This is a genomic window from Sphingomonas psychrolutea, from assembly GCF_014636175.1.
Taxonomy (GTDB): Bacteria; Pseudomonadota; Alphaproteobacteria; order Sphingomonadales; family Sphingomonadaceae; genus Sphingomonas; species Sphingomonas psychrolutea.
Genome location: NZ_BMDW01000005.1, coordinates 19,186 through 46,074 on the forward strand (window position 1 = coordinate 19,186; position 26,889 = coordinate 46,074).

22 protein-coding genes are annotated in these 26,889 nt (G+C 64.9%); 14 read left to right on the forward strand and 8 right to left on the reverse strand.

Annotated features, from left to right (window positions below; all coding sequences use genetic code 11):
* Nucleotides 1-5: 5 nt before the first annotated feature.
* The gene (locus IEV62_RS05300) at nucleotides 6-1,193 is read right to left on the reverse strand and encodes a sulfotransferase (protein ID WP_188445831.1); all 1,188 of its coding nucleotides are present in this window, start codon (nucleotides 1,191-1,193) and stop codon (nucleotides 6-8) included.
* Between the two features lie 53 nt (nucleotides 1,194-1,246).
* Here IEV62_RS05300 and IEV62_RS05305 point away from each other — a divergent pair, with 53 nt between their 5' ends.
* The 9 genes from IEV62_RS05305 to IEV62_RS05345 all read left to right on the forward strand — a co-directional run bounded on the left by IEV62_RS05305 (nucleotide 1,247) and on the right by IEV62_RS05345 (nucleotide 13,552).
* Nucleotides 1,247-1,867 (forward strand): aspartyl/asparaginyl beta-hydroxylase domain-containing protein, encoded by a 621-nt coding sequence (locus IEV62_RS05305; protein WP_188445832.1) that lies wholly within the window; start codon nucleotides 1,247-1,249, stop codon nucleotides 1,865-1,867.
* A 435-nt stretch (nucleotides 1,868-2,302) separates the two neighbouring features.
* Nucleotides 2,303-4,420, forward strand: coding sequence for a prolyl oligopeptidase family serine peptidase (locus IEV62_RS05310; RefSeq protein ID WP_188445833.1), 2,118 nt, complete (start codon nucleotides 2,303-2,305; stop codon nucleotides 4,418-4,420).
* A gap of 114 nt (nucleotides 4,421-4,534) precedes the next feature.
* On the forward strand, nucleotides 4,535-5,545 hold the full coding sequence (locus tag IEV62_RS05315) for a S1/P1 nuclease (RefSeq protein ID WP_188445834.1): 1,011 nt from the start codon (nucleotides 4,535-4,537) through the stop codon (nucleotides 5,543-5,545).
* A gap of 106 nt (nucleotides 5,546-5,651) precedes the next feature.
* A complete protein-coding gene (locus tag IEV62_RS05320) occupies nucleotides 5,652-5,741 on the forward strand; it encodes a potassium-transporting ATPase subunit F (protein WP_188445835.1) in 90 nt (29 codons plus the stop codon).
* A gap of 12 nt (nucleotides 5,742-5,753) precedes the next feature.
* Complete coding sequence (gene kdpA, locus IEV62_RS05325; protein WP_188445836.1) at nucleotides 5,754-7,445, forward strand: potassium-transporting ATPase subunit KdpA; 1,692 nt, start codon at nucleotides 5,754-5,756, stop codon at nucleotides 7,443-7,445.
* Between the two features lie 13 nt (nucleotides 7,446-7,458).
* Nucleotides 7,459-9,486: a potassium-transporting ATPase subunit KdpB gene (gene kdpB / locus IEV62_RS05330; RefSeq protein WP_188445837.1), complete on the forward strand. Its 2,028-nt coding sequence runs from the start codon at nucleotides 7,459-7,461 to the stop codon at nucleotides 9,484-9,486.
* A gap of 10 nt (nucleotides 9,487-9,496) precedes the next feature.
* Nucleotides 9,497-10,096, forward strand: a complete 600-nt coding sequence (gene kdpC / locus IEV62_RS05335) for a potassium-transporting ATPase subunit KdpC (RefSeq protein WP_188445838.1) — start codon at nucleotides 9,497-9,499, stop codon at nucleotides 10,094-10,096.
* Between the two features lie 139 nt (nucleotides 10,097-10,235).
* A complete protein-coding gene (locus tag IEV62_RS05340) occupies nucleotides 10,236-12,878 on the forward strand; it encodes a DUF4118 domain-containing protein (RefSeq protein ID WP_188445839.1) in 2,643 nt (880 codons plus the stop codon).
* Nucleotides 12,875-13,552: a response regulator gene (locus IEV62_RS05345; protein ID WP_188445840.1), complete on the forward strand. Its 678-nt coding sequence runs from the start codon at nucleotides 12,875-12,877 to the stop codon at nucleotides 13,550-13,552. The genes IEV62_RS05340 and IEV62_RS05345 overlap by 4 nt, the downstream gene beginning before the upstream one ends.
* 37 nt (nucleotides 13,553-13,589) lie before the next feature.
* Here the strand turns inward: IEV62_RS05345 and IEV62_RS05350 are convergent, their stop codons facing one another.
* Nucleotides 13,590-15,020 carry a glycosyltransferase family 2 protein gene (locus tag IEV62_RS05350; RefSeq protein ID WP_188445841.1) on the reverse strand — a complete coding sequence of 477 codons (1,431 nt, stop codon included), beginning with the start codon at nucleotides 15,018-15,020 and terminating at the stop codon, nucleotides 13,590-13,592.
* A gap of 104 nt (nucleotides 15,021-15,124) precedes the next feature.
* On the opposite strand from IEV62_RS05350, the gene IEV62_RS05355 reads away from it, so the two are divergent.
* Entirely contained in the window at nucleotides 15,125-15,688 is a 564-nt protein-coding gene (locus IEV62_RS05355; protein WP_188445842.1) for a cytochrome b, read from the forward strand.
* Nucleotide 15,689: 1 nt separating this feature from the next.
* On the opposite strand, the gene IEV62_RS05360 is transcribed toward IEV62_RS05355, so the two are convergent.
* From IEV62_RS05360 to rpiA, 5 genes are all read right to left on the reverse strand, one after another.
* A complete protein-coding gene (locus IEV62_RS05360; RefSeq protein WP_188445843.1) occupies nucleotides 15,690-16,517 on the reverse strand; it encodes a Cof-type HAD-IIB family hydrolase in 828 nt (275 codons plus the stop codon).
* Nucleotides 16,498-17,484: a phosphogluconate dehydrogenase (NAD(+)-dependent, decarboxylating) gene (gene gnd / locus IEV62_RS05365; RefSeq protein WP_188445844.1), complete on the reverse strand. Its 987-nt coding sequence runs from the start codon at nucleotides 17,482-17,484 to the stop codon at nucleotides 16,498-16,500. The genes IEV62_RS05360 and gnd overlap by 20 nt, the downstream gene beginning before the upstream one ends.
* Before the next feature lie 12 nt (nucleotides 17,485-17,496).
* Nucleotides 17,497-18,606: a transaldolase gene (gene tal / locus IEV62_RS05370; RefSeq protein WP_188445963.1), complete on the reverse strand. Its 1,110-nt coding sequence runs from the start codon at nucleotides 18,604-18,606 to the stop codon at nucleotides 17,497-17,499.
* Complete coding sequence (gene tkt, locus IEV62_RS05375) at nucleotides 18,606-20,687, reverse strand: transketolase (RefSeq protein ID WP_188445845.1); 2,082 nt, start codon at nucleotides 20,685-20,687, stop codon at nucleotides 18,606-18,608. Before tkt ends, tal begins: the two co-directional genes overlap by 1 nt.
* 81 nt (nucleotides 20,688-20,768) lie before the next feature.
* The gene (gene rpiA, locus IEV62_RS05380) at nucleotides 20,769-21,437 is read right to left on the reverse strand and encodes a ribose-5-phosphate isomerase RpiA (RefSeq protein ID WP_188445846.1); all 669 of its coding nucleotides are present in this window, start codon (nucleotides 21,435-21,437) and stop codon (nucleotides 20,769-20,771) included.
* A 209-nt stretch (nucleotides 21,438-21,646) separates the two neighbouring features.
* On the opposite strand from rpiA, the gene IEV62_RS05385 reads away from it, so the two are divergent.
* Entirely contained in the window at nucleotides 21,647-22,276 is a 630-nt protein-coding gene (locus IEV62_RS05385; protein WP_188445847.1) for a DedA family protein, read from the forward strand.
* A gap of 88 nt (nucleotides 22,277-22,364) precedes the next feature.
* The gene (gene msrA / locus IEV62_RS05390) at nucleotides 22,365-23,030 is read left to right on the forward strand and encodes a peptide-methionine (S)-S-oxide reductase MsrA (RefSeq protein ID WP_188445848.1); all 666 of its coding nucleotides are present in this window, start codon (nucleotides 22,365-22,367) and stop codon (nucleotides 23,028-23,030) included.
* Nucleotides 23,031-23,069: 39 nt separating this feature from the next.
* Here msrA and pdeM read toward each other — a convergent pair whose 3' ends face one another.
* Nucleotides 23,070-23,744 carry a ligase-associated DNA damage response endonuclease PdeM gene (pdeM, locus tag IEV62_RS05395; RefSeq protein WP_188445849.1) on the reverse strand — a complete coding sequence of 225 codons (675 nt, stop codon included), beginning with the start codon at nucleotides 23,742-23,744 and terminating at the stop codon, nucleotides 23,070-23,072.
* A 111-nt stretch (nucleotides 23,745-23,855) separates the two neighbouring features.
* Here pdeM and IEV62_RS05400 point away from each other — a divergent pair, with 111 nt between their 5' ends.
* Nucleotides 23,856-25,811, forward strand: coding sequence for a potassium transporter Kup (locus IEV62_RS05400; RefSeq protein WP_188445850.1), 1,956 nt, complete (start codon nucleotides 23,856-23,858; stop codon nucleotides 25,809-25,811).
* 179 nt (nucleotides 25,812-25,990) lie between these two features.
* Nucleotides 25,991-26,887, forward strand: a complete 897-nt coding sequence (locus IEV62_RS05405) for an MlaA family lipoprotein (RefSeq protein WP_188445851.1) — start codon at nucleotides 25,991-25,993, stop codon at nucleotides 26,885-26,887.
* The last annotated feature ends 2 nt before the right edge of the window (nucleotides 26,888-26,889 follow it).

Consider the following 26,889-nt stretch of genomic DNA (forward strand, 5'->3'; position numbering starts at 1 on the left):
GTCATTCAGCCACCGGTCCGTTGCATTTCCAGTCGCCGGTACGGCGCATCGAGATAGCGCGCCACCGCCGCACGCACCGCGGCGCTCGCTTCGCGTCTTTTGGCGTCCGTGTCGGGCGCGAAGGTGGTGTACGGCGCCTTTGCATCGCGCGCCGTCGCCTCCGCTAGCGCCGGACGCGCCGCCGGATTCAGCGCAATCCCGAAATGCGGCAAAATTCGGTGCTCGACCGCGCCTGGCAGCTCGGCATAATTGATCAGCATGCCGCTTGGACCGTTGATCGCGTCGAGAATCGGCGCGCAGGTCCGCTCCAGCAGGCAAGCACAATACTCCTCTTCGGAAAGCCCCGCCTCGTCGATCCCGAACACGCTTTGCCCGATCCCGCCACGGATCGTCTGGAACCCGCGCTGGCGAAATTGCGAAGCCATGATTTCGAGTGGATCGCGGTACAGAAAGATCCATCGCGTTTGCGGAAATGCCTGTGCCAGCAGCGGCAACGCCCGGGTGTGCCAGGAATCGAGCTTGATGACGAAGCCGTGTCCGCCAATGGTGTGACGGCCCAGCACTGCGGCCATCGCGCGGATCAGCGCAAGCCGCTGCGCGATTGGCTGCCCGGTCGCATTGTGCGCATATTGCAGCACCCAGTCGAACGGCTGCGGCTCCGACACGACGACCGCTCCCGGCAACGCCGCGAGCATTTGCGCAACCAAGGTCGATCCGCAGCGCGAGAGATGGAAGATCAACCCGTCGGGCACTGCCCCCGCCGCTGCCACCGATTCGGGCAGGGTGACGAGCGGTGTCCGGTGCCGGATGAACCGACTAATCGGCAGACTCCGCCCGCGGCGAATCGAATCCTCGAAGAACGGACCGCTCAATCCGCTCGCGCCGAGATAGAACCAGTCGATCGCGGGCCCGGTTGGCGCTTCGACGATCGCGGCGGGAAGCCACGCCGGCCCCGGCATCGCGTCGCCGGTGATCGGTTCCAGCCGAAAACGGTCGAGCCCGAGCGGATCGGGCGAGAGGGTGCGTTCGACCACGATGGGATCGAGCGTGATCCCGCGTGCGGCTGCTTCCGCGGCGACCACGCCGATGAATTCCATCATTTCGACAATTCCGCCGAGACGCTGCTCAAGCGCCGGCTCGGCGCAGACCGCTGCGCGAAACTGGTCAAGCGCGACGCTATCGGTCGGGATCATTGCGGCGGCACCGTGCTTGGCAAAGAGGGGACCCCGGCGCTATGTAACGAAGGATGGAGACGAGCGCAGAGCCTACCGTGTTCATCGCCACACAACAATCACACGCCTATCCCGATCGGCTCCGCTTGCCGCTGAACTTCGATCCGGTCCGCTTGCGCGCCGATCTCGACGCGCTGATCGATACGCCGTGGACCGAGCATTTCGTCCGGCAGAATTACGAAGGCGACTGGAGCGTCCTGCCGTTGCGCTGCACCAAGGGCGCGACCCACCCGATCATGCAAATCTATTCGGACCCGACCGCCACCGACTTTGTGGATACGGCCTTGCTGGCGCGCTCCCGCTATTTTCAGGAGGTGCTCGGGGCGTTGCGCTGTCCGCTTCAGGCAGTGCGACTGATGCGACTGACGCCGGGATCGATCATCAAGGACCATCGCGACAATGATCTCGAGGCCGAAAGCGGTGAGGCGCGGCTCCACATCCCGATCGTCACTAACCCCGAGGTCGATTTCCGCCTGAATGGCGCGCGTGTGATCCTCGATCCCGGCACCGTCTGGTATTTACGGCTGTCCGATCCGCACAGCGTCGCCAATCGCGGCCGCGCCGACCGCGTCCATCTGGTGGTGAATTGCGTCGTCAATGCGTGGCTGACCGATCTGCTCGCCGCGGCGCTTTGATTCCTCCAACTTGCGCTAAAACGTGATGACCAAGTCTGGCGCGGGGCAGATTGAACCGATGACGGCCAAAGGCTGGCCAGTTCCAGAAGCATGGAATTTGCGTCCAAAAAGGAGGGGGGAGCCCTGTTGCACGACGCGATCACGGGCTCGAGTCGGTCGGTCGCGCGATCTGGTGCACGCTCGAAACGTCGATCCGGGTCGACGTGCTGTGCGCGCCGATGGTCGCGCACGTTCCGGGCGACGCCGCGACGATCACGCGAGAAACACGGAACTTCGTCGTGCGTCTGGTGTGGTGCTACCGCGCGACGGCGGTGGATTGATGCGTCCGTCGGTTGCGAAGATCGCGGGCGAAGTCCCGTTTGACGCCATGCCATCGACACAGCATGAAGAGGGCAACGCCGGCGCGCGTCGGTGCGCTCCGATCAGGGGATTTCCATGCATATTCTCACTTTGGCCTTATTGACCTCGATCGCCATGCCGGTCGCCGCCGCCGCCGCCCAAACCCCAGAAGACCCCTATCTCTGGCTTGAGGACGTCTCCTCGCCGCGCGCGATGGAGTGGGTCAACGCGCGCAACGCGTACAGCACCAAGCTGCTCGAGGCCGATGCCCGCTACGCAACGCTGTATGAAGAGGCGCTGACGATCGCATCGGCCAAGGACCGCATCCCCGGCCCCAGCTTCACCCACGGCGAGATCTACAATTTCTGGCAGGATGCACAGCATCTGCGCGGGATTTGGCGCAAGACCAGCCTGGCCGATTACAAGACCGCCGAACCGAAGTGGGCGACGGTGCTGGATATCGATGCGCTCGGCAAGGCCGAGGGCAAGAGCTGGGTGTTGAAGGGCACGCAATGCCTGCGCCCCGAAGAACGCCTGTGCCTCGTCTCGCTGTCGGACGGGGGCGAGGATGCGGTCGAAGTGCGCGAGTTCGATCTCGCGACCGGCCAGTTCGTCACCGGCGGCTTCCACTTGCCGCGCGGCAAGCACCGCATCGCGTGGGAGGATAAGGACCATCTGCTCGTCGCGACCGACTGGAATCCGGGTGAGCTAACGCAGTCGGGCTATCCCTATATCGTCAAGCGGCTCGCGCGCGGACAGGCGATGACGGCGGCGGTCGAAGTGTATCGTGGCGCGCAGACCGATGGCGGCTATGGCGTTTCGCCCGGCGTGCTACGCGACGGGCAAGGCCGCATGCTCGCTTATGTCGAACGCCCGCTCGACACCTTCCACCAGCAGACCTTCATCATCACCCCCGCGGGCGCGAAGCGTCTGGCGATTCCGGAAAAGGCCAATCTCGAAGAGCTGATCGACGGCCGCGTGATCGTCCGCCTCAACGAGGCCTGGCCGTCGGCGGGTGCGGCGTTCACCGCCGGTTCGGTCGCTGAAATGGCACTGGCGCAGGTTAAAGCCGCGCCCGACAGCCCCAAGGCGAAGCTCGTCTGGGCGCCCGGCCTGCGCGATTCGCTGAGCGGGATCAGTTCGACGCGCGACAAATTGCTGATCAGCACGCTCAGCAACGTCCAGGGCCGCGCCTACGTCTACACTGCGAAACCCGGCGGCGGCTGGACCAGCGCGCGGCTGAAGCTGCCCGACAATCTGACGGTAGGCTTTGCCGCGACCGATGACGCGTCGAACCGCGCCTTTGTCGGCACCAGCGGCTTCCTGACGCCCTCGACGCTCTACCTGACCGATACCGCGACGGGTGCGCTCGAACAGGTCAAGGCGATCGCGCCGAAATTCGATGCGTCGCAGGATGTTGTCGAACAGCTTGAGGCAACCTCGAGCGACGGCACGAAAATCCCGTATTTCGTCGTGCATCGCAAGGACATCGCCTATGATGGCACGACCCCGACGCTGATGACCGCCTATGGCGGTTTTCAGGTCAGCCAGACGCCAAACTATTCGGGCACGATGGGCAAGCTCTGGCTTGAACGCGGCGGCGCGTATGTGCTCGCCAATATCCGTGGCGGCGGCGAATTCGGGCCGGCCTGGCACGAGGCCGGGCTCGGCACCAAGCGCCAGATCATCTATGACGATTTCGCCGCGGTCGCGAAGGATCTGATGGCGCGCAAGATTACCTCGCCCAAGAAGCTCGGCATTCAGGGCGGGTCGAATGGCGGGCTGCTGATGGGAGTCGAATTCACGCAGCACCCCGAATTGTGGGGTGCCGTCGTCATCCAGGTGCCGTTGCTCGACATGATCCGCATTTCGAAGATCGCGGCGGGCGCATCGTGGCAAGGCGAATATGGCGATGTGAATGCCGATCCGAAGGTGATGGCATTCTGGCAGAAGCTGTCGCCGTATCACAATCTCAAGCCGGGCGTTGCCTATCCCGAACCGTTCATCTTCACGACGACCAAGGATGACCGCGTCGGCCCGCAACATGCGCGCAAATTCGCCGCGCGGATGGAGGAAATGGGCCTGCACTTCCTTTATTATGAGAATACCGAGGGCGGGCACGGCGCGGGCGCGGATCTGAAACAGGCCGCGCGCACCACCGCGCTGACCATGACCTATCTCCAACGCAAATTGATGAGCGAGCCCAAACCCTGACCGGCGCGCCGATCGGACCGGATCGGTGATAATCCCGATGCGCAACGCGGCGATCCATGCTATGGCGGAACCGCGTCGGCACGTCGCGCCGATCGGTCGTCCGGGGGGATCGTCATGCGCCGTTTGTTCGTCTTGCTTGCCATCGGTATCGCCGTCACGCTCGGACTTTGGCAGCCGCAAAAGGCGCAAGCCTGGGGCAAACTCGGCCATTTGTCGGTGTGTGATCTCGCCTATCGCAACCTCACCCCGGCGTCGCGCGAGACGCTGAAGGATTTGCTGCAAAGTCGGCGCGGCGGCATCACCGTCCCCGGCAAAGGCCAACTGCCCGATCGGCATTATACGTCGTTCAACGTCGGTTGCCTTGAAGAGGATGAACTGCCGCGGCGCCACGCCGATAACCATTTCATCAACGTCGCGCGCACGGTTACCGTGATCGTCGATGAGACCTGCCCCGGCACCGGCGAATGCATCCTGGCCGGAATCAAGCGCGACCTTGCCATTTTAAAGGACACCAGCCGATCGCGAGAGGACCGCGTCTTCGCTTTGATGGCGATCGGCCATTGGGTCGGCGACATCCACCAGCCGCTGCACGTTTCGTTCGCCGACGACAAAGGCGGCAACGGCATCGACGCCAAGCTGACCGGCAAATGCGGTACATCGACCTATCGCCCCGACAATCTCCACGGCGTCTGGGACAATTGCCTGCTCGAGGCGGGGCTGTTCGAGCGCGTCCGCAAGCGCGCCGATTACAAAAAGAGCTGGAGCCGTTTCACGATCACCTATCGCGCGGTCGATACGTTGCAGGCCAATACCACGCTGGCCGAGGAGCTGTCGTTCGTCGGGACCGATCCCGTGCCATGGGCCAATGAATCGTACCAGATCACGCTCGATCCGTCGGTGCTGTATTGCACCAAGGTCGGCTCGACGTGCCAATATTCGCCGACGGCTGCGACCAAGACCAATCCGCCGCGGCTGCAACCGATCGGACAGCCCTATCTGCAAAGCTTTGAGGGCAAGGCGCAGGATCGCATTCGCCGCGCCGGGTTCCGCCTGGCGCATCTGATCAATCTCGCGCTCGACCCGGCTTATACCGGCCCCGTGCGCGATTCGACGCAGCCCCTGTAAACCCGTACTTTACGCGCGCTTTACGCCGCTCGGCGAAATCCCCCGCGCGCCATAACGCGGCCTGAGCGCACAGCACTCACCTGAACCATTACAGGTGGGCTTTTGCATGTCGTTCGACCTCCTACTGGGCGGCCTCGTCGCCCTCATCGTCCTGATCTATCTGCTCGCCGTGCTCGCACGGCCCGAGCGGTATTGAAGGGGCGCCGTCATGACCCTCTCTGGCTGGAGCATGATCCTGCTCTTCCTCGTCCTGATCGTGGTGCTGGCGAAGCCAGCGGGCGACTGGATGCACGCCCTTTATGCCCGCGAAAAGATGCCGCTCGGCTTTATTGAGGCGGGCTTCTACAAACTTGCGGGCATTGACCCAAAGGCCGAACAAAGCTGGGTTGGTTACGCCGTCTCGCTAATGGTGTTCAACCTGGGCGGCATCGCCTTGCTGTTCGCGATCCTGAAATTGCAGGGCGTGCTGCCGCTGAACCCGCAAGGCTATTCGGGCATGGAAACGCTGCTCGCGTTCAACACCGCGGTCAGCTTCGTCACCAACACCAATTGGCAGAATTACGGCGGCGAATCGTCGCTGTCGAACCTCAGCCAAATGGCTGGCCTCACCGTGCAGAACTTCCTGTCGGCGGCGGTCGGCATGGCGGTGGCGTTCGCCTTCATCCGCGGCTTCGCGCGGCGTCAGGCGAACACGATCGGCAATTTCTGGGTCGATGTGACGCGCGCCACGCTGTACTTGCTGCTCCCAATTTCGATCGTGCTCGCCCTGGCTTATGTCGTGATGGGCGTTCCGCAGACCTTCGGCCCTTCCGTCGTCGCGACGACGCTGGAGGGGGCGAAGCAGACGATCGCGGTCGGACCCGTAGCGTCGCAGCTCGCCATCAAAATGCTCGGCACCAATGGCGGCGGCTTCTTCAACGCCAATTCCGCGCATCCGTTCGAAAACCCCACCGCACTGAGCAACTTCGTCCAGATGCTCTCGATCTTCGTGCTCGGCGCAGGCCTCACTCTCACTTTCGGCAAGGCGGTCGGCAACCTCCGCCAGGGCTGGGCGATCCTCGCCGCGATGCTACTGCTCTTTATCGCCGGTGTTGCGGTTGCATACGGGGCGGAAGCGGCAGGCAACCCGATCCACCACGCACTCGGTGTCGCCGGCGGCAACATGGAGGGCAAGGAAGTGCGCTTCGGCGTGGCTGCCACCGCACTCTTCGCCGTCGTCACCACCGCCACGTCGTGCGGTGCCGTCATCGGCATGCACGACAGCTTCACCGCGATCGGGGGACTCGTGCCCCTGTTCAACATGCAGCTTGGCGAACTCGTCATCGGCGGCGTCGGATCGGGACTCTACGCGGTGCTGATCTATTGCATCCTCGCGGTGTTCATCGCCGGGCTGATGGTCGGCCGCACCCCCGAATATATCGGCAAGAAGATCGAAAGCCGCGAGATGAAACTCGCTGTGATCGCGATCATCGTACCGCCACTGATGATCCTCGGCTTGACCGCGATTGCCTGCATCACCGGCGCAGGTCTCGCCGGGCCACTCGCCAAGGGGCCGCACGGCTTCAGCGAGATCCTCTACGCCTTCACCTCGGCTGCGGCGAACAACGGATCGGCCTTTGGCGGGCTCAGCGGCAATACCCCCTTCTACAATCTGCTGCTCGCGCTCGACATGTTCGTTGGTCGTTTCGGGGTGATCCTGCCCGTACTCGCGATTGCCGGTGGCCTCGCCGCCAAGCGCCGCGTGCCCGAGGGACCTGGGTCGTTCCCGACCACCGGGCCGCTTTGGATCGGCTTGCTCGCGGCGGTCATCGTGATCGTCGGCGGCCTCACCTTCCTCCCGTCGCTGGCACTCGGCCCGATCGCCGATCAGGCGCAAGTCGCCGCCGGCACCGTGCTCTAAAAGGTCATATCCAATGGCAAATCAGAACGCTTCGCTCTTCACCGGCCCCCTGCTCGCTGCCGCCGTCCGGGACGCCTTCCTCAAACTGAACCCCGCCAAGCTGATCAAGACGCCGGTGATGTTCGTGACGGCGATCGTCGCAAGCCTGTCGACGATCCTGTTCGTGAAAGGCATCGTCACCGGCACTGGCCATCCGGTGTTCGAGGGCCAGCTCGTGTTCTGGTTGTGGCTGACCGTCCTGTTCGGCAATGTCGCCGAGGCGCTCGCCGAGGGACGCGGCAAGGCGCAGGCCGCTGCTTTGCGCGCCACCGCAGCTGATCTGCGCGCCAAAAAATTGATCGGCGTGGCAGGCGCGTGGGAGTTGATCGACGCGACCCGGCTGCAAGTCGGCGACGAGGTGCTGGTCGAAACGGGTGATCTGATCCCGGCCGACGGCGAAGTCATCGCGGGTGTCGCCTCGGTCAACGAAGCCGCGATTACCGGCGAAAGCGCGCCGGTGATCCGCGAAGGCGGTGGCGACCGTTCGGCGGTCACCGCAGGCACGCGCGTCATCGCCGATTCGATCACGGTGCGGGTGACCGCAGGCGCGGGCCAGGGCTTTCTCGATCGTATGATCGCGCTCGTCGAAGGCGCGCAACGCCAGAAGACCCCCAACGAAATCGCACTGACGATCCTGCTCGCGGGGCTCACCCTCATCTTCCTGATCGCGGTCGGCACGCTGCCGGCTTTTGCCGCCTATGCAGGTGGCGGGATTGCGGTGCCGGTGCTGGTCGCCTTGTTCGTCACGCTCATCCCGACGACGATTTCGGCGCTGCTGTCCGCGATCGGCATTGCCGGGATGGACCGGCTCGTCCGCTTCAACGTGCTCGCCAAATCAGGCCGCGCGGTCGAGGCTGCGGGCGACATCGACACGCTGCTGCTCGATAAGACCGGCACGATCACGATCGGCGATCGTCAGGCGACCGCCTTTCTGCCCGTCCCCGGCGTCACGCTCGCCGAGTTGATCGCCGCTGCGCGCCTCGCCAGCCTGTCGGATGAAACGCCCGAAGGCCGCTCGATCGTCGTGCTGGCGAACCAGGACGGTAGCGCCGCGGTGGCGATACCCGCGGGTGCCGAGGAGATCAAATTCACCTCGCAAACGCGCGTGTCGGGTCTCCAGATTGGTGACCGCTCGCTGGTCAAAGGAGCGGTAGACGCGATCCTGAAGCGGCTCCCCGATGCGCCCAATGCGGACGCGCTGCGGAAAATCGCCGACGAGATTGCGCGCGGCGGTGCCACCCCGCTCGCGGTCGCCGATGGCAACCGCTTGCTCGGAATCGTCCAGCTCAAGGACATCGTCAAGGCCGGCATCCGCGAGCGCTTCGGCGAACTCCGCCGGATGGGCATCCGCACGGTGATGATCACCGGCGACAATCCGCTCACCGCCGCCAGCATCGCCGCCGAAAGCGGGGTCGATGACTTCCTCGCCGAGGCCACGCCCGAGGACAAGCTCGCCTTGATCCGCAAGGAACAGGAAGGCGGCAAGCTCGTCGCGATGTGCGGCGACGGCACCAACGACGCGCCCGCGCTCGCGCAAAGCGACGTCGGTGTCGCCATGAACACCGGCACGCAGGCCGCGCGCGAGGCCGGCAACATGGTCGATCTCGACAGCGATCCGACCAAGCTGATCGAGATCGTGGGCTTGGGCAAACAATTGCTGATGACGCGTGGCGCGCTGACCACCTTCTCGATCTCGAACGATGTCGCCAAATATTTCGCGATCCTCCCCGCGATTTTCGTCGTGCTCTATCCGGGATTGGGCGGACTCAACGTCATGCGGCTGGCCAGCCCGGAAAGCGCGATCCTGTCGGCGATCATCTTCAACGCGCTGATCATCCCGGCGCTTGTCCCGCTCGCGCTGAAGGGCGTGAAGTATCGCCCCGCCCCGGCCGGCACGCTGCTCGCGCGTAACCTCGCCGTTTACGGCGTCGGCGGGCTGATCGCGCCGTTCATAGGCATCAAGGCGATCGACCTCGTCGTCGCCGGCCTCCATCTTGCTTGAGGATCCTTCCATGCTCACCGAACTCATCCGCGCTGTACGCCCGACCGTCGTCCTCCTCTTCCTCGTGACGCTCGTCACCGGCCTGCTCTACCCCGCCACCATCACCGGAATCGCGCAAGTCGCGCTGCCGGTGCAAGCGAATGGCAGCCTGATCAGCGACACCAAGGGCAATCCGATCGGCTCCGCGCTGATCGCCCAGAATTTCACGAGCCCGACCTACTTTCATCCGCGTCCCTCTGCCGCCGGCAAGGATGGGTACGATGCGAGTGCGTCGGCCGCGACCAACCTTGCGCCAGGGTCGAAAGACCTGCGCGACGCCATCGCCAAGCGCGTTTCCGACGCGCGGGCGGAAGGGATGACCGGGGATATACCCGCCGACCTGGTCACCACTAGCGCCTCGGGGCTCGATCCCGATCTGAGCCCCGAGGCGGCTTTTTTACAGACGTCGCGCGTGGCCAAGGCGCGCGGCCTCGATGTCGCCAAGGTCAGGTCGCTGATCACCGCGCAAACCGAGGAGCCGATTCTCGGCATCATCGGGGAGCGCCACGTGAACGTCCTGCTGCTTAATCGACAGCTCGATACGCTTTCCGCTACCACGCGCGGTAAATGATCCCGCCGCGCATCCCATCCCTCCGTCACCCCGGGCTTGTCCCGGGGTCCACCGTGCCGCACGCCAACCGGCTTCAGCATGGGCGCAGCGGTGGACCCCGGGACGAGCCCGGGGTGACGAATGGGGCGATGGGCGCGCAATGAACGACTCGCGAGCCTCGCCCGAAGCTTTGCTGAAAGCAGCCCAGCGCGAGGGGCGCGGGCGCCTCAAGATTTTCCTCGGTGCCGCCCCCGGTGTTGGCAAAACCTTCGAGATGCTGCGCGAGGGTGCCGAGCTGCTGCGCAGCGGCACCGATGTCGTCGCCGGAATCATCGAGACGCACGGTCGCGCCGAAACCGTCCGCCTGACCGAACCGTTCGAAATGCTGCCGCGTGCCGTGATCGTGCACGGCGCGCACCGGCTCGAAGAATTCGATCTCGACGCGATGCTCGCGCGACATCCGCAAGTCGCGTTGATCGACGAATTCGCGCACACCAACGCCCCCGGCAGCCGCCACCCCAAACGCTGGCAGGATATCGAGGAGCTGCGCGCGGCGGGCATCGATGTGCTCAGCACGCTCAACATCCAGCATGTCGAAAGCCTCAACGATGTGGTCGCCGGCTTCACCCGCGTCCGCGTGCGCGAGACGGTGCCCGATGCGATCCTCGACGATGCCGAGATCGAAGTGGTTGACGTACCCCCCGACGAGCTGATCGAGCGGTTGAAGGCGGGCAAGGTCTATATCCCGGCCGAGGCGACGCGCGCGCTCGGCCATTTCTTTTCCAAATCGAATCTTTCGGCGTTGCGCGAACTCGCGCTGCGTCGCGCCGCGCAGAGCGTTGACCGGCATCTGCTCGACCATGTCGCGAGCCTTGGCGAAAGCGGCACCTGGGCTGGCGGCGAGCGCGTCGTCGTCGCGGTCGGCGACCAGCCGGGCAGCGACGCCTTGATCCGATCGGCGAAGCGGCTGGCTGACGCGTTGCGTGCGAGCTGGACCGCGGTGGTCGTCGAAACGCCGCGCACCGCGACGCTCTCCGCCGCGGCGCGCGCGCGGATGGCTGATGCGCTCGACCTCGCCACTGGCCTTGGCGCGACGATTGCCACCGTCCCGGCGCGTAATGTCCTGGAGGGCCTTGTCGCACATATCCGCGAAGCGCGCGCTACTGCCGTCGTGATCGGCAAATCGCGCCGGTCGTGGTGGTTCGAGCTGCGCCACGGATCGGTGGTCGATCGCTTGGTGCGCGCGCTCGACGGCGTGGCGATCCACGTCGTTCCCGTCGCCGAACCGAACGAGAAGGTCCGCGAAACGCCGACGACGCGTCCGATCTTTGCGCGCGGCAGCGTGATCGGCCTCGGCTTCGTCGCAGCCAACACCGCCTTTGCGACGCTCATGCAGCCGCTCGTCGGACCCAATGCGATCGATCTGCTCTATCTGTTGCCGGTCATCGCCACTGCGACACTTTACGGTCTGCGCTCGTCCTTGATCGCGAGCCTCGGCGCGGCGCTCGCGTATAATTTCTTCTTCCTGCCACCGCTCTACACGCTGACGATCACCGATCCGCAAAATGTCGTGACGCTGCTGGTGTTCATCATTGTCGCCGTGGTCGCGAGCCAATTGGCCGGACAAGTGCGGCACGAAGCCAATATCGGTGCGCGCACCGCGACCGAAAACGCCGCGCTCGCTGCCTTCGGCCAGCGCCTCGCCGCGGTCTCGGACGAGACCGGCACTGCGACCGCCACGTGCGAGGAAATCGCGGCGCTGCTCGGCGTTGCAACCGTCCTGCTCGGCCAACGAAACGGGCGCCATGTGGTGATCGCCAGCGCACCCGACATTCCCGAGCTTGGCCCGATCGACATTGCCGCGGCCGATTGGGCGTTCGATCGTGGCGAAATGGCGGGGCGCGACAGCGGGACGCTTACCGCAAGCGAATGGCAATTCCACCCGCTCAAGACCGCTTTGGGCGTGCTCGGCGTGCTCGGCGTCGCGCGCGAGGGCGAGGGCGACGCGATTCCGCCGGACAAGCGCATGCTGTTCGCAACGTTGGTTGGCCAGGCCGCACTTGCGCACGAACGCCTCCAGCTCGAAGCGCAAGCGCGCGAGGTCAGCGCGTTGAAACAACGCGACGATTTGCGCGCGACCCTGCTCTCCTCGATCGGCCATGATCTCAAGACCCCGCTCACCGCCGTCGTTGCCGCCGCCGACGAACTCGCGGTCGAACATGGTGCCTCCCCCGCCACCGCCACGCTCAAGAGCGAAGCGCGCCGCTTGCGCCGCGTGTTCGACGATCTGGTCGAGATGACGCGAATCGAGGCGGGCGCGCTGGTCGTCAAACGTGAGGCGACCGATCTGACCGACGCGGTCGCCGCCGCCGCGCACGATTTGCGCGCCGAACTCGCGCGGCACCGGCTGGTGCTCGACGTGCCGCCGACGCTGCCCTTGGTCGAGGCGGACCCGCGGATGTTGCACCATGTGCTGATCAACTTGCTCGGCAATGCCGCGAAGTTCGCACCGCCCGACACCGATATCGTGATCGAGGGGCGGAGACTCCCCGACGGTCTGACGCTCGGCGTGCTCGATCACGGCCCCGGCTTGCCGATCGGGCGCGAGGCGCATTTGTTCGATCGCTTCACCCGCGTCGATGGCGATGATCGCAGCGGCGGGACCGGCCTCGGCCTCGCGATCGTCAAGGGCTTTGCCGATGCGATGGGGCTGAGCGTCACCGCGTCGAACCGCGAGGATGGCGGCTCGGCCTTTTGCGTGACATGGCCCGAGGCGCTGCTCCGGCGTATGGGCGTGGAATGACCGCGCAGATCCTGATCGTCGATGACGAACCCGCAATCCGCCGGCTCGTGCGCGGCGCGGTCGAGCGCGCTGGCCTCAGCGTCGAGGAAGCCGCCACCGCGGCCGAGGCGCTCACCGCCGCGCGGCGACCGGGATGCGAGCTGGTGCTGCTCGATCTCGGCCTGCCCGACCGCGATGGGATCGAACTCGTGCCGCTGCTCAAAGCGATCGACCGCGCGGTGATCGTGCTGACCGCGCGCGACGCGACGGCAGAAAAGGTCGCGGCGCTCGATCTTGGGGCCGACGATTATGTCGTCAAACCGTTCGATACCGAGGAACTGCTCGCGCGCATCCGCGGCGCGTTGCGTCGGCACAATGCCGTTTCGCCCGGCCAGGACCGGCTGAAGGCGGGGCCGGTCGAGATCGACCTCGCCGCGCATCAGGTGTGGCGCGACGGCTTACCGGTAAAACTGACGCGCAAGGAGTTCGCCTTGCTCGCCGAACTGACGCGCCATGCGGGCAAATTGCTGACGCACGCGCATTTGCTGAAAATCGTGTGGGGCGACGGGCATCTCGACGACGTCGAATATCTGCGTGTTGCGATGCGCGCGCTGCGGTTGAAGCTGGAGTCCGACCCGGCGGCCCCGGCCTTGCTGCTCAACGAGCCGGGAATCGGGTATCGGCTCGCGGTATGACGCTTATTTCCCCCTCCCTGGAAGGGAGGGGAGAACCCTATTCCGCCGGCGCGACAATCGCCGTCCGCTGCTGCCGTCCCCAGCTTTCGCGGCCCGTCAGGAACGCATGCCAGCCCCACACCGCCCCGGCATGGCGCAGCAGCTGGAAGCTAAACGGCTCGAGCACCGCTGCGATCAACGCCGGAAACAGCGCGAGTCCTGCACGCTGCCCGGTCCATTTCTTGTAAATGCCGAGCGACCAAAGGTGAAAACTGAGATCGATCGCGATCTTGACCAGCATCACGATCAGGATCGGGAAAGCGACGGTGAAGCGCCCGGTCACCACCAAAACGATCAGGATCGCGAATGCCGCCAGGCCGTAGAGCGGCTGGAGCGTATCGAGCGCCTTGACCGGGAGCATCGCGGTGCCGAGCCAGCCGTACCGCCGCGCGCCGACCATATCGCGGTTCCAATGTTGCGTTTGCAGGAAGCCGCCGAACCAGCGCCGCCGCTGTCGCAGGAACGCCATCGGGCTGGCCGGAGCATCGGTCCGCGCCAACGCCCCGCCGACGACGCGCACGGTCCAGTCGCGCTGGTGATCGACCGCGTGGCGGTGCAGCCGGTGGATCAGCTCATAATCCTCGACCATGCTTGTCGGATCGAACCCGCCGACCTCGACCACGGCATCGCGCCGGAACGCGGCGAACGCACCCGAAATCAGCAACAGGCTGCCCAGCCGCTCCCACGCATGGCGCGACAGGAAGTTGCGGACATATTCGTAGGTCTGAAACCATTCGAAGAAGCGCCCTTGCAGATCCGGGCCGCAAATCGGCGCGAGCACACCCGTCGCCGCGACGAGCGCGGGCTCGGCGGCAAACGCCGCGCGCATCGCCGCGATCGCGCCGGGTTCGAGCAACGTGTCGGCATCGACCGTCAGCACGACTTCGGTATCGACCAGCAGCATCGCGGCATTGAGCGCGCGCGCCTTGCCGCCATGCCGCAACCGCAGCCAGCGCAGCGACGGCAGCACCGACGACGGATCGCTGATCGTCCCGAGCGGCGGCGGAAGCAGCCCATAGCGCCGCGCCATCACCTCGGGCGTCGCATCGCTCGATCCGTCATCGGCAATCAGGATCAAATCAGGCGGCGTCGCCTGTCCGCTCAGCCGGTCGATCGCGGCGGCAATCACGCCAGCTTCGTTATGCGCCGCGACGATAACGCCGAAGCGCGGCGATGCGTGCGGCGCGGGCGGTGGCGCCAACCGCAGATCGCGGATGTTCCACGCGGTAAACAGCAGCAGCGCCGTGTCGTAAAGAATATAGGCGATCCCGATCGACCACACCGCCAGCCCCTGGCGCTGAAACGCCTGCACGATCAGCGCGAGGAACAGGATCGGCGCGAACGCGCCGATCAATCGGCTGGCGAGGGGCACGCGCCGAGGGGTGAGCCGCGGGGATTCCGCGACGAGCGTGTCGGCGAGCGATGTCATTACGCGGGCGATACCGATCCAGGATGAACGTGCGATGACGCGCCTAGCGCGGGCGGACCGGCGCCGCTAGGGTGACAGCAACGAAATCGAGCAGGAGCGAACCCGTGGTTCAACGCTACACCGGAATCGCGATCGCGCTGCACTGGATCGTCGCGTTGCTGATCGTCACCAATGTTGCGCTCGCGCTGACGTGGGACTTCTATCCCGATGCGCAGGTTCGCCCGGCGATCGATCTGCACAAATCGATCGGCATCACCATCCTCGGCCTCGCCATCCTGCGGATCCTGTGGCGCTTTACCCACCGCCCGCCGTCGCTACCGGCGGGTTATGCCCGGTGGGAAGTGACGGCGTCGCACGTCGTCCATTGGGGCCTCTACGCGATCCTGTTCGCGATGCCGCTGACCGGCTGGATCATGGATTCGGCCTATGAGAAAGCCGCGACGACGCCGATGTATCTTTATGGCCTGGTGCAATGGCCGCGGATCGGCTTCATCCTCGCGCTCGATCCGGCGACCAAGAAAGCCGTGCATGACGGCTTTGGCGCAGCGCATGAAATCATCGCCTACGCCGTCTACGCGCTGTTCGCGCTGCACATTGCGGGCGCGTTGAAGCATCAATGGGTCGACGGGGTGAAAGAATTGCAGCGGATGTGGCCGGGACGGCGGTAACTCAGCGCCCGGCGAGGATCGCGTCGATCGCCTCGGCGACGCCGTCCGCCTCGTTGCTTGCCACCACATGTGTCGCCTTGGCACGCACCGCTTCGGGTCCCTGCCCCATCGCGTACGACACGCCGGCGCGCCCAAACATCGGCACGTCGTTGAACTGGTCGCCAATTGCCGCCGTTTCCGTCAGTGGCACGCCGATCGCGTTCGACAAGGCGGCGATGCCGTCGCCCTTATTGCCGGCCAGTGGCGTCACATCGAGATAATAGGTTTGCGATTGCAGGATCGTCGCGCGGTCGGCGAACGCCTTGGCTTGTTCGGCTAGGCCAGCCAGCAATGCGGGGTCGTCGCTGACAAACGTGATCTTGTCGGCGCGGTCATACAGATCGCTGAAATCCTGCCGCACGATCGGTGGCTGGTTCGAGGCACGCCGTTCGCTCCCGACATGCGCACCGGTGTCGTTGCTGGCATACCAGAGATCGTCGGCGAATACCCAGGTATCGACAGCGGTGCCTGCGGTCAGCGCGAACACCCCCTCCGCCACCGCGCGATCGATCCTGTGGTGGCACAGCACGGTTCCGTCGCGGGTGAACACGATCCCGCCATTGAACGCCCCCATCGGCGAATCGATTTCCAGCGTCTCGGCGATCGGCATCATCCCCGAACGCGGGCGCGCGCTGATGATCGTGAAGCCAAGCCCCGCCGCGCGCAATCGCTCGACCGCCGCGATCACGCCCGGCGTGAGCTGCTTCTGCTTGTCGACCAGCGTGCCATCGACATCCGACACGACCAGACCGATCGTCACAGCGTGAAGCTCATTGCGGCATCTCGACATGCCCGCCGAAGCCAAAGCGCATCGCCGACAGCAATTTGTCGCCAAAGGTATGGTCGACGCGGCTGCGATAGCGCGCGAACAACGCCGCGGTCAGCACGTTGGCGGGCACCTTCTCTTCCATCGCGGCATCGATCGTCCACTGGCCTTCGCCCGAATCAGCGACGCTGCCGGTGAACTGCGCGAGGTCCTGATCCTTGGCGAGGCCGATCGCGGTCAAATCGAGCAGCCACGACGAGATCACGCTGCCGCGCCGCCATACTTCCGCGATGTCGGTTAAATTGAGGTCGAAACGCTCGTCTTCGGGCAGCTTGTCCGACGCTTTGCCCTTCAGAATGTCGAAGCCCTCGGCATAGGCCTGCATCAGGCCATATTCGATGCCGTTATGGACCATCTTGACGAAATGCCCGGCGCCGGCTGGCCCGGCATGGATATAGCCCTGCTCGGCGCGCGGATCCTCATTGTCGGCGGCTTCGCGGCCCGGCGTGCGCGGGATCGTGCCGATGCCGGGGGCGAGCGCGGCGAGGATCGGATCGATATGGTCGACCGCCGCCTTGTCGCCACCAACCATCATGCAAAAACCGCGTTCGAGTCCCCACACGCCGCCCGACGTGCCGACATCGACGTAGCGCGCGCCCTTTTCGGCCAACGCCTTGGCGCGACGAATATCGTCCTTGTAGAAGCTGTTGCCGCCATCGATGACGATATCGCCCGTGCCGCAGAATGCGCCGATCGCGGTGACGGTCTGCTCGGTCGGGTCGCCCGCCGGGAGCATCACCCAGTAAATCCCCGGCGTGCCCAGCTTCGCGCGCATGTCGTCCAGCCCGCTCGCCGCTACCGCGCCGTCGCTCGCCAGTGCCGCCACCGCCTGTTCGTCGCGGTCGAACGCTACCACTTCATGGCCCGCACGCATCAGGCGGCGCGCAATGCCCGCTCCCATTCGGCCTAGGCCGATGATCCCGATCTTCATGGGTACGATCCTTCAGGCGTGCGCGGGATGCTTGGCGGCGATTGCGCCGAGCAGATCGTCGAACGCCTTGGAGAAGGACGCGACGCCTTCCTCGACCAGCGTATCGGTCACGCCGTCGAGGTCGAGCCCGAGCCGCTCGGCCTCCGACAGGATATGCCGCGCGCCCGCGACATCTTGGCCCAGCGTCGCCGCCGCCGTGCCATGATCTCGGAAGGCGTCGAGCGTCTTGGGCGGCACCGTGTTGACCGTGTCCTTGCCGATCAGCGTGTCGAGATACAGCGTGTCGGGATAATCGGGGTTCTTGGTCCCGGTCGACGCCCACAGCAACCGCTGCGGCTGAGCGCCCTTGGCGGCAAGCGCTTGCCAGCGCGCCGAGGTGATGAATTCCTCATACCAGGCGTAGGCGAGCTTGGCATTGGCGATCGCGACCTTGCCCTTCAGCGCCTTGGCGGCGTCGCCACCAACGCCCGCGTCAATCTTGTCGTCGATCTCCGAATCGATCCGGCTGACGAAGAAACTCGCGACGCTGGCGATGCGGTCGATCGGATCGCCACGTTCGGCGCGCTTTTCAAGGCCCTCGACATACGCTTCGGCCACCGCCTGATACGCGCTTTGCGAAAACAGCAAGGTCACGTTGACGTTGATCCCGGCATCGATCGTCGCGGCAATCGCGGGAACACCGGCGGGAGTGCCGGGGATCTTGATCATCACATTGGGCCGGTCGACCGCCGCCCATAATTTGCGCGCTTCGGCAATCGTGCCATCGGTATCGTTCGCCAGATAAGGCGACACTTCAAGGCTGACATAGCCGTCCTTGGCGTCGAGCCGGTCGTATACCGGCTTCAGCGTGTCGGCGGCGGCCTGGATGTCGAGGATCGCGAGATGCTCGTAACGGTCCATCGTCGGCGCATCGGAGTTCTTCGCGTCATAGGCGGCGAGTTCTGCGTCATAGGCATCGCCATGCCCCATCGCTTTCTCGAAGATCGACGGGTTGGAGGTCACGCCGGTCAGCGCATCCTCGTCCACCAACTTCTGCAAACCGCCCTCGGCGAGGAATTTGCGGTCGACGAAATCGAGCCAGACCGCCTGCCCCAGGCTTGCGAGATCGTTTAGATGGCCCATCACTTCGTCTCCAGCATTTCGGTTGCGATCTTGACCACATTGTCGACGGTGAAGCCGAACTTGTCCTGCAATTTGGCGAGCGGGGCGGACGCGCCGAAGGTGCTCATCGTGATCGTGCGTCCGGCGGTGCCGACATAACGATCCCAACCGATTTCGCTGCCCATCTCGATCGCCAAACGCGCGGTGATCGCTTTTGGCAGCACCGATTCGCAATACGCCGCGTCCTGGCATTCGAAACGATGCCAGCTCGGCAGCGACACCACGCGCGACGCGACGCCCTGCGCCACAAGCCGTTCATGCGCCGCGAGCGCAAGCGACACTTCCGAACCGGTTGCGATCAGGATGACGTGCGGATTTTCGCTGTCGGCGAGGACATAGCCGCCCTTGATCAGCCCCTCGGCGCTGGCATAGGTCGACCGGTCGATCGTCGGCAAAGCCTGGCGCGAGAGGATCAGCGCGGTCGGATGATTACCCGCCTGCATCGCCGCCCGCCATGCGACGGCGGTCTCGTTCGCATCAGCCGGGCGGATCGTATCGAGCCCCGGAATCGCGCGCAGCGACAGGATCTGTTCGATCGGTTGATGCGTCGGGCCGTCCTCGCCCACGCCAATCGAATCGTGCGTGAAGACGAAGGTCACGCCAATTTCCATCAACGCGGCAAGCCGGATCGGCGGGCGCATATAGTCCGAAAAGACCAGGAAGGTCCCCGAATAGGCGCGCAGCTTCGACAGCCCCATGCCGTTGACGATCGCGCCCATCGCATGTTCGCGCACGCCGAAATGCAGGTTGCGCGCGCCATAACTGTCCGCCTGGAACGAGCCGCCATTGTCGAGCAGCGTCTTGTTCGACGGCGCGAGATCGGCCGATCCACCGATCAGCCAAGGCACGTGCGGCGCGATCGCGTTCATCACCTTGCCGCCGGCATCACGCGACGCCATGCCCTTGGCATCGGGATCGAACACCGGAATATCGGCGTCCCAACCCTCGGGCAACTGGCTGGCAAGCAGGCAGTCGAGTTCCTGCGACAGATCGGGATAGGCTTCGGCATAGCGCACGCGCATCGCGTCCCATGCTTCACGCAGCGGCCCGCCACGATCGGCCACCGCCTTGTGAAAGCCTTCCTTCACGCCGTCGGGGACGAGGAACTTAGCCTCGGGATCCCAGCCATAAGCACGCTTGGTCCCGGCAATGTCATCGGCGGTCATCGCCTCGCCATGCGCCTTGGCGGTGCCCTGGATCGAGCTGCCATAACCGATGATGCTGTGGACGACGATGAAGGTCGGCTTGTCGGTGCACGCCTTGAAGCCGTCGAGCGCCGCCGCCATCGCGGCGCAATCATTGGCATCGGCGACGTGCAGGACATTCCAGCCATAGGCCTCGAAGCGCTTGGCAACATCCTCGTCGAAGGCGAGATCGGTACCGCCCTCGATCGAGATATGGTTCGAATCATACATCCAGCACAAATTGCTGAGCTTGAGATGCCCGGCGAGGCTCGCCGCCTCGCTCGCGACGCCCTCCATCATGTCGCCGTCACCGGCGAGCACATAAATATCGTGATCGAGCAGCGGGAAACCGTCGCGGTTGAAATGCGCCGCGAGCCAGCGCTCGGCAATCGCCATCCCGACCGAATTGCCGCAGCCAGCACCAAGCGGACCCGTGGTCGTCTCGACCCCGGTTGTATGGCGATATTCCGGGTGGCCCGGCGTCTTCGAGCCGAGCTGGCGAAACGCCTTGAGATCATCGAGGCTGACCGCGGGCCCGCCGCTCTTCTTGCCGTCGGCATCGATTTCCTCGACACCCGCCAGGTGTAGCAATGCGTAGAGCAGCATCGAGGCGTGGCCGACCGAGAGCACGAAGCGATCGCGATTGGGCCAGTCGGGGGTCGCCGGATCGGTGCGCAGGAATTTGGTCCACAGCGTGTGGCCGACCGGGGCCAGCGCCATCGGCGTGCCGATATGTCCCGATTTGGCCGCGGCCACCGCATCCATCGCCAGCGTGCGAATCGTGTCGATCTGCAGCCGCGCGGGGCTGCCGTCTTCGTGCAGACCGGTTGCACCAGCTTGGGTCAGGGTATCGGACATGAAAGGGGTTCGCCTCGCTCTTGTGGGTCTGAACGCACGCGCGAGCGCCCGGTTGCGGCCCAGTGACAGTTTGCGCGCGCCTTATCGTGTCCTTGCCCCGCGTTCCAGTCGCGTAACGACGCCGTCCGACGCGATATACGCGGCGTCCACCTCGGAGAGGAACAAGCCATGTCCCAAAGCGCCCGGAATTCCGGCAATTTCGGCGGCGAGCGCGCGCATGTCGGTGTCGACGGGAAAACGACAATCGAGGATTCGATTGCCCTGATCGGTGACAAATCCGGCGCGCAGGACCGGCGCACCGCCCAGGTCTGCGAGTCGCGCCGCCACGAAGGCTTCCGCGAAGGGCAGAACTTCGACCGGGATTTTCGCCGCGCCAATCCGGGCGACGCGCTTCGATCCGTCGGCGATCACCAGCATCCGCGCGCTGGCGGCGGCGACGATCTTCTCGCGCAACATCGCCCCGCCCGCGCCCTTGATCGCGTGGCAAGCGTCGTCGATTTCGTCGGCACCGTCGATCGTGAGGTCGATCGTGGCGGGCAGGTCGATCAGCGGAATGCCGACCGCACGCGCGTGGCGCTCGGTCGCCAGACTGGTGGCGACGGCGCTGATCATAAGGCCAGCGCGGACCTGCTCGCCCAGCGCGTCGATCGCAAAGGCGGCGGTCGAGCCGGTGCCGAGGCCGACGATCATGCCTGCGCGCACCTCCGCGACGGCGGCGAGAGCGGCGAGGCGTTTGTCGGTTTCGATCATTTTTCCATTCTACACCAATTACCCCCCCGGCGAAGGCCGGGGCCCAGTAACGCACGCTTAGCAAGGCAAGCTCGGCATTTGCCCCATTCCGCTCGCGACTGGGCCCCGGCTTTCGCCGGGGAGGCGGAGAATGAAGAAAGCGGTGACGCACGCGTCCGCACCACATTTCCCTTTGCCCCTCGTCCCATCCCGCGCCAAAGCACGTGCCCATGATCGAAAAAATCTTGGGCATCCTTGCCACCTTCATTATCGGCGTCATTTCGGCGGGCGGCTATCTCGGCATTGTTTTGCTGATGGCGATCGAATCGGCGTGCATCCCGCTGCCGTCCGAAATCATCATGCCGTTTGCGGGCTATCTCGTCTCGACCGGGCGGTTCGACCTGTATCTGGCGGCAACCGCCGGGGCGATCGGCTGCAATCTCGGCTCGATCGTCGCGTATGAAGTGGGCAAGCGCGGCGGGCGGCCGCTCGCCGAGAAATGGGGCCGTTACGTCCTGATCGGCCCGGGCGAACTCGACGCCGCCGACCGTTTCTTCGCGCGCTTTGGGAGCGCGGCGGTGCTGATCGGGCGGCTGTTGCCGGTGATCCGGTCGTTCATCGCCTTTCCGGCGGGCGTCGCGCGGATGCCGCTGGTGCCGTTCCACATCTACACCTTTATCGGATCGTGGCCGTGGTGTTTCGGCCTTGCCTGGGTCGGCATGAAGCTCGGCGATCAATGGAACAATAGCCCAGCGATGAAGGCTGCGTTTCACAGCGCAGATGCGCTGATCGCTATCGTGCTGATTGGGCTGATCGGATTCTATGTCTGGCATAAACTGCACGGCTTGAAGCGGCGCTAAGGGCTACCACATCCTTTTTGTACGGGGTCGCGTAACTGTCTGCGTTGATGCCCCGTATCATGGGGATCATCCCTGAAAGAGGCTGTCCATGTTAAAACCCCTTCTGATCACTGCCGGAATCGCTGGTGTCGCGCTGTTCGCGCTTGGCGGCGGTGCCGCGCAGGCCGAACGCGCCGTGCCGATCCCTGCCGCCAAGGTCGACGTCACTGCCAAGGGCAGCCAAGTCGCGGTGTTCGCGGGCGGCTGTTTCTGGGGCATGGAAGCGGTGTTCGAACATGTGAAGGGCGTGACCGGGGTGACCGCAGGCTATGCCGGCGGTACCAAGGCGACCGCCAGCTATGATGCGGTGTCGAGCGAGACGACGCAGCATGCCGAGGCGATCCGCGTGATCTATGATCCGGCCAAGGTCAGCTATGCGACGCTGCTGCGCGTCTATTTCTCGGTCGCGCACAACCCGACCGAGCTGAACCGCCAGGGCCCCGACAGCGGCTACAGCTATCGCTCGGCGATCTTCCCGCAAAGCGCGGCGCAACGCGGCGTGGCCGCGGCGTATATCGCGCAGCTGCAGCAAGCGCATGTCTTCGCCAAGCCGATCGTGACCAAGATCGAAACCGGCGCGTTCTTCCCGGCCGAGGACTATCACCAGAACTTTTTCGACCGGAACCCAAACCACCCGTACATCGTGACCTTCGACAAGCCCAAGGTCGCGGCGTTCAAGGTCGGATTCCCGCAACTGGCGACGGCGGCAAGCTGAGCCTTGTAAGCCCCTCCCCTTCAGGGGCGGGGCAAGACTTTAAGCTGCCAGCCGAAACCGCAGCATCCGGTCCGCGACCGGCACCAGCGCCTCAGCCCCGGGCCCGACCGCGCGGACGATTTCGGGGTGATCGGCATCGAGCCCGCCGGTCAGCGCGCCGAACGCAGGGAGGATCAGCTTGGTCGGGGTCGCCACGAAACAGCGCCGCGCGACGCTCCGCCCGCGCACGCGGACGCGCAATTTCGGGTGGAAATGCCCCGACAATTCCGGGCGCAGCTCGTCCGGCGCGGCCTCGTGGCGTAGCACCAACCCATCGACCACCGCTTCGGGCATCACCGTTCCGCCGCACCGATCGACCAGCCCCGCGCCGCTCCCGGCATCATGGTTGCCGGTGATCCAGGTCCACGCCGTCGCCGTGGTGAGCGCGCGCAACCGCGCCTGCGCTTCTGCGGGCAAGCGGTCGCACCCGGCATCATCATGAAAACTGTCGCCGAGGCACCACATCTCGCGCGCGTCGGTCGCCGCGACCACCGCCGCGAGATCGGCCAGCGTTGCCAGCGAATCATAGGGGGGCAACATCTGCCCGGCGCGCGCGAACCAGCTCGCTTTCTCAAAATGCAGGTCCGCCACCAGCAGCGCGCGCCGCGCCGGCCAGAACAGCGCACCGTTGCCCAGCGCGAGCAAATCATGACCAGCGAACGAAAAGGGAACCATGTGCTTGCCTATGTCGTACCGCTCGCGCCGGCGCAACTGCGACAAAGCGCTTGCGGAAAGCCGCCACGGGCGTAAAGCGCGCCGTCCGTCCCGGCGAGCCATGCCAACCTTATGAACTCTGCCCCAGTGACACCGACAGCGACGACAGCGGCACGACCGACGCATCCCGCGCCGCATCCGGCGATGATCGCGCTGACGATCGGTGCGATCGGCGTGGTGTTCGGCGATATCGGCACCAGCCCGCTTTATGCCTTTCGCGAGGCGCTCAATCAGACCGCTGCCGGCGGCATCGGTGCGAGCGAGATTCTCGGCGTGCTCAGTCTGGCGATCTGGTCGCTGATCCTGGTTGTTACCGTCAAATACGTCCTGTTCCTGATGCGCGCCGACAATCAGGGCGAGGGCGGCGTGCTGGCGCTGACCGCGCTAGCGCGCCGCGCGCTCGGGCGGCGCTCGTTGATCGCGCTCATCCTCGGCGCGGCGGGTGCATCGCTTTTCTATGGCGATGCGATCATCACCCCGGCGCTCTCGGTATTGTCGGCGGTCGAGGGCCTCAAGACGATCCCCGGCCTTGGCGGCATGTTCAGCGAAGAGGTCATCCTCGGGCTGACGATCGTGATCCTGATCGCCTTGTTCTTCATCCAGAGCCGCGGAACCGCCAGCGTGTCCGCGCTGTTCGGCCCGGTCTGCATCCTGTGGTTCCTCGCGATCGGCGGACTCGGCATCTGGCACATCACCGACGAACCCTCGATTCTGCGCGTCGTCTCGCCGCATTACGGGGTGATGTTGCTGGCAACGCATGGCGTGACCGGGCTGTTCGTACTCGGCGCGGTCTTCCTGACCGTGACCGGGGCCGAGGCGCTGACCGCCGACATGGGGCATTTCGGGATCAAGCCGATCCGGCTCGGCTGGTTCTTGCTGGCCTTTCCCTGCCTCGTCCTCAATTATCTCGGGCAAGGCGCGTTTGCACTCAATGCGCTTGAGGCGGCGACGGCGGCGGGCACGCCATTCGTCAATCAGGACTGGTTCTTCCTGATGGCACCCGATGCGGTGCGGCCGTGGCTCATCGTGCTGGCGATGCTGGCAACGGTGATTGCGAGCCAGGCGGTCATCACCGGCGCCTTTTCGCTTACACAACAGGCGATCCAGCTCGGCCTCTTGCCCCGGCTGCGCATCCGCCAGACCTCGGCAACGCAGGCCGGGCAAATCTATCTGCCCACCATCAACTGGCTGCTGCTGGTCGGCGTGCTGGTGCTGGTGATCCAGTTCCGCACTTCGTCTGCGATGGCCGCCGCGTACGGCATCGCGGTGACCGGTACGATGGTGGTGACCACCTGCCTCGCCTATATCGTGGTGCGGCATAACTGGAACTGGGGGCGCCCGCTCGCGCTCGCGGTGATCGTGCCGTTCCTGACGCTCGACTTGATCTTTTTCGGTGCGAACATTCTACGCGTGGTCGAAGGCGGTTGGGTGCCGCTGGCCGTTGCGGGGTGTATCGGCTTGATCATCTACACCTGGAATCGCGGGCGCAGCATCGTGCGCGAATTCGAGCAGCGGCAAAGCATCCCCTTGGTCGATCTGGCCGCCGCGCTCGCCAAACGCCCGCCCGAGCGCGTCGAGGGAACTGCCGTGTTCCTGACCGCCAACCCCGACAGCGCGCCGGGCGCTTTGCTCCACAATCTCAAGCACAACAAAGTGCTGCACGAAAAGAATTTGATCGTCAGCATCCGCACCGCCGACCGTCCAGCGGTCGAGCCGGAGGACCGCGCCGAAATCCGCCCGGTCGACGATAATTTCACGATCGTCGTGTTGCATTACGGCTTCATGGAATCGCCCGATTGCCCGCGCGACTTGGGGTTCGAGGCAATAGCCCACAAAAAGGTGCTCAACCCCGCCAAGACCAGCTACTTCATCGGCCGCAACACACTGAAGCCGACGGCGGACCAAGGCATGCCGCTGTGGCAGGATCGCATCTTCATGTTCTTGCAGCGCAACGCCAGCGACCCGACCGACTTCCTGAAGATCCCACCGGGCAAGGTGCTCGAGCTGGGCGAGCAGGTCACCGTTTAGCGCGGCGATATAGACCCGTGGGCATTTTTTGAAAAAATAGCACCGACTTGGTCCGAATCGTGTACGGAAATCGCTCTCCGGCAACGTCTTCTCATTATGTCGGACTGGGGAATAGGTGTGCGCAGGCGAAACGCAAAGAAAGCCTGTGTGGGCTTCGCGCCACACCGAAGGTGCAGGCGTTGAGCAGTTTTGCCCTGTCCACGGCGTTGCTCCTGATCGGCCCACCAACCCCGCTAACGCTCACGCTCACCCAACCTGCTCCGGTCGCGCTCGTCGCAACCGACGCTGCGACGATCGCGCAGCCGTCACCGCCGGCCGAGCCGCAAACGACACCCGTCTTTCCCGCGGAGCAGGACATCGTCGTCACCGGCAGTCGCCGCACCCCAACCGACCCGCTCCAAAGCGTCAACGTCGAAAGTTTCGCGGTAACCCAGGCGATCGATCTCGCGGTGATCCGCCCGGTCGCACGGGGCTATCAAAAGATCTTGCCGGCCCCAGCGCGCGATGGAATTCGCAATATTCTCAACAATCTGCGCGAACCCGTTGCGTTCTTGAACTTCCTTCTGCAGCACAAAATCGGCAAGGCTGCGAAAACGCTCGGTCGGTTCGCGGTCAATTCGACGCTCGGCGTCGCCGGGCTGATCGACATCGCGCGGCGCAAACCCTTCAAGCTGCGATATCACCCCAATGGCTTTGCCAACACGCTGGGGTTTTACGGCGTGAAGACAGGCGCCTTCCTGTTCGTGCCGCTGGTCGGCCCGACAACGGTGCGCGATCTGATCGGATCGACCGTCGATCGCTTCATGCTGCCGTTCGTCGTCGGCGGTCCGTTCAAGAACCCCGCGGTCACGATCCCGCTTGGCGTGTTCGGCACGCTCGACCACCGCGCACAATTTGACGAGACGCTCGAAGCGCTGCGGCAGGACAAACGCAAGGCGTATCAGGCCACGCGCGAATTCTATCTCGCGCGGCGCCAGGCCGAGATCGACGAACTGCACGGCATGGGGCGTCACATCGTGCGCCCCAACCCCGGATCGGTCAAACCGCTGATCCTGGACGCGCCGGAACAGAAATAGCG

Coding starts and splice junctions, on each gene's coding strand:
- IEV62_RS05300 (WP_188445831.1), bottom strand. CDS start 1,193: ATGATCCCGACCGATAGCGTCGCGCTTGACCAGTTTCGCGCAGCGGTC.
- IEV62_RS05305 (WP_188445832.1), top strand. CDS start 1,247: ATGGAGACGAGCGCAGAGCCTACCGTGTTCATCGCCACACAACAATCA.
- IEV62_RS05310 (WP_188445833.1), top strand. CDS start 2,303: ATGCATATTCTCACTTTGGCCTTATTGACCTCGATCGCCATGCCGGTC.
- IEV62_RS05315 (WP_188445834.1), top strand. CDS start 4,535: ATGCGCCGTTTGTTCGTCTTGCTTGCCATCGGTATCGCCGTCACGCTC.
- IEV62_RS05320 (WP_188445835.1), top strand. CDS start 5,652: ATGTCGTTCGACCTCCTACTGGGCGGCCTCGTCGCCCTCATCGTCCTG.
- kdpA (WP_188445836.1), top strand. CDS start 5,754: ATGACCCTCTCTGGCTGGAGCATGATCCTGCTCTTCCTCGTCCTGATC.
- kdpB (WP_188445837.1), top strand. CDS start 7,459: ATGGCAAATCAGAACGCTTCGCTCTTCACCGGCCCCCTGCTCGCTGCC.
- kdpC (WP_188445838.1), top strand. CDS start 9,497: ATGCTCACCGAACTCATCCGCGCTGTACGCCCGACCGTCGTCCTCCTC.
- IEV62_RS05340 (WP_188445839.1), top strand. CDS start 10,236: ATGAACGACTCGCGAGCCTCGCCCGAAGCTTTGCTGAAAGCAGCCCAG.
- IEV62_RS05345 (WP_188445840.1), top strand. CDS start 12,875: ATGACCGCGCAGATCCTGATCGTCGATGACGAACCCGCAATCCGCCGG.
- IEV62_RS05350 (WP_188445841.1), bottom strand. CDS start 15,020: ATGACATCGCTCGCCGACACGCTCGTCGCGGAATCCCCGCGGCTCACC.
- IEV62_RS05360 (WP_188445843.1), bottom strand. CDS start 16,517: ATGTCGAGATGCCGCAATGAGCTTCACGCTGTGACGATCGGTCTGGTC.
- gnd (WP_188445844.1), bottom strand. CDS start 17,484: ATGAAGATCGGGATCATCGGCCTAGGCCGAATGGGAGCGGGCATTGCG.
- tal (WP_188445963.1), bottom strand. CDS start 18,606: ATGGGCCATCTAAACGATCTCGCAAGCCTGGGGCAGGCGGTCTGGCTC.
- tkt (WP_188445845.1), bottom strand. CDS start 20,687: ATGTCCGATACCCTGACCCAAGCTGGTGCAACCGGTCTGCACGAAGAC.
- rpiA (WP_188445846.1), bottom strand. CDS start 21,437: ATGATCGAAACCGACAAACGCCTCGCCGCTCTCGCCGCCGTCGCGGAG.
- IEV62_RS05385 (WP_188445847.1), top strand. CDS start 21,647: ATGATCGAAAAAATCTTGGGCATCCTTGCCACCTTCATTATCGGCGTC.
- msrA (WP_188445848.1), top strand. CDS start 22,365: ATGTTAAAACCCCTTCTGATCACTGCCGGAATCGCTGGTGTCGCGCTG.
- pdeM (WP_188445849.1), bottom strand. CDS start 23,744: ATGGTTCCCTTTTCGTTCGCTGGTCATGATTTGCTCGCGCTGGGCAAC.
- IEV62_RS05400 (WP_188445850.1), top strand. CDS start 23,856: ATGAACTCTGCCCCAGTGACACCGACAGCGACGACAGCGGCACGACCG.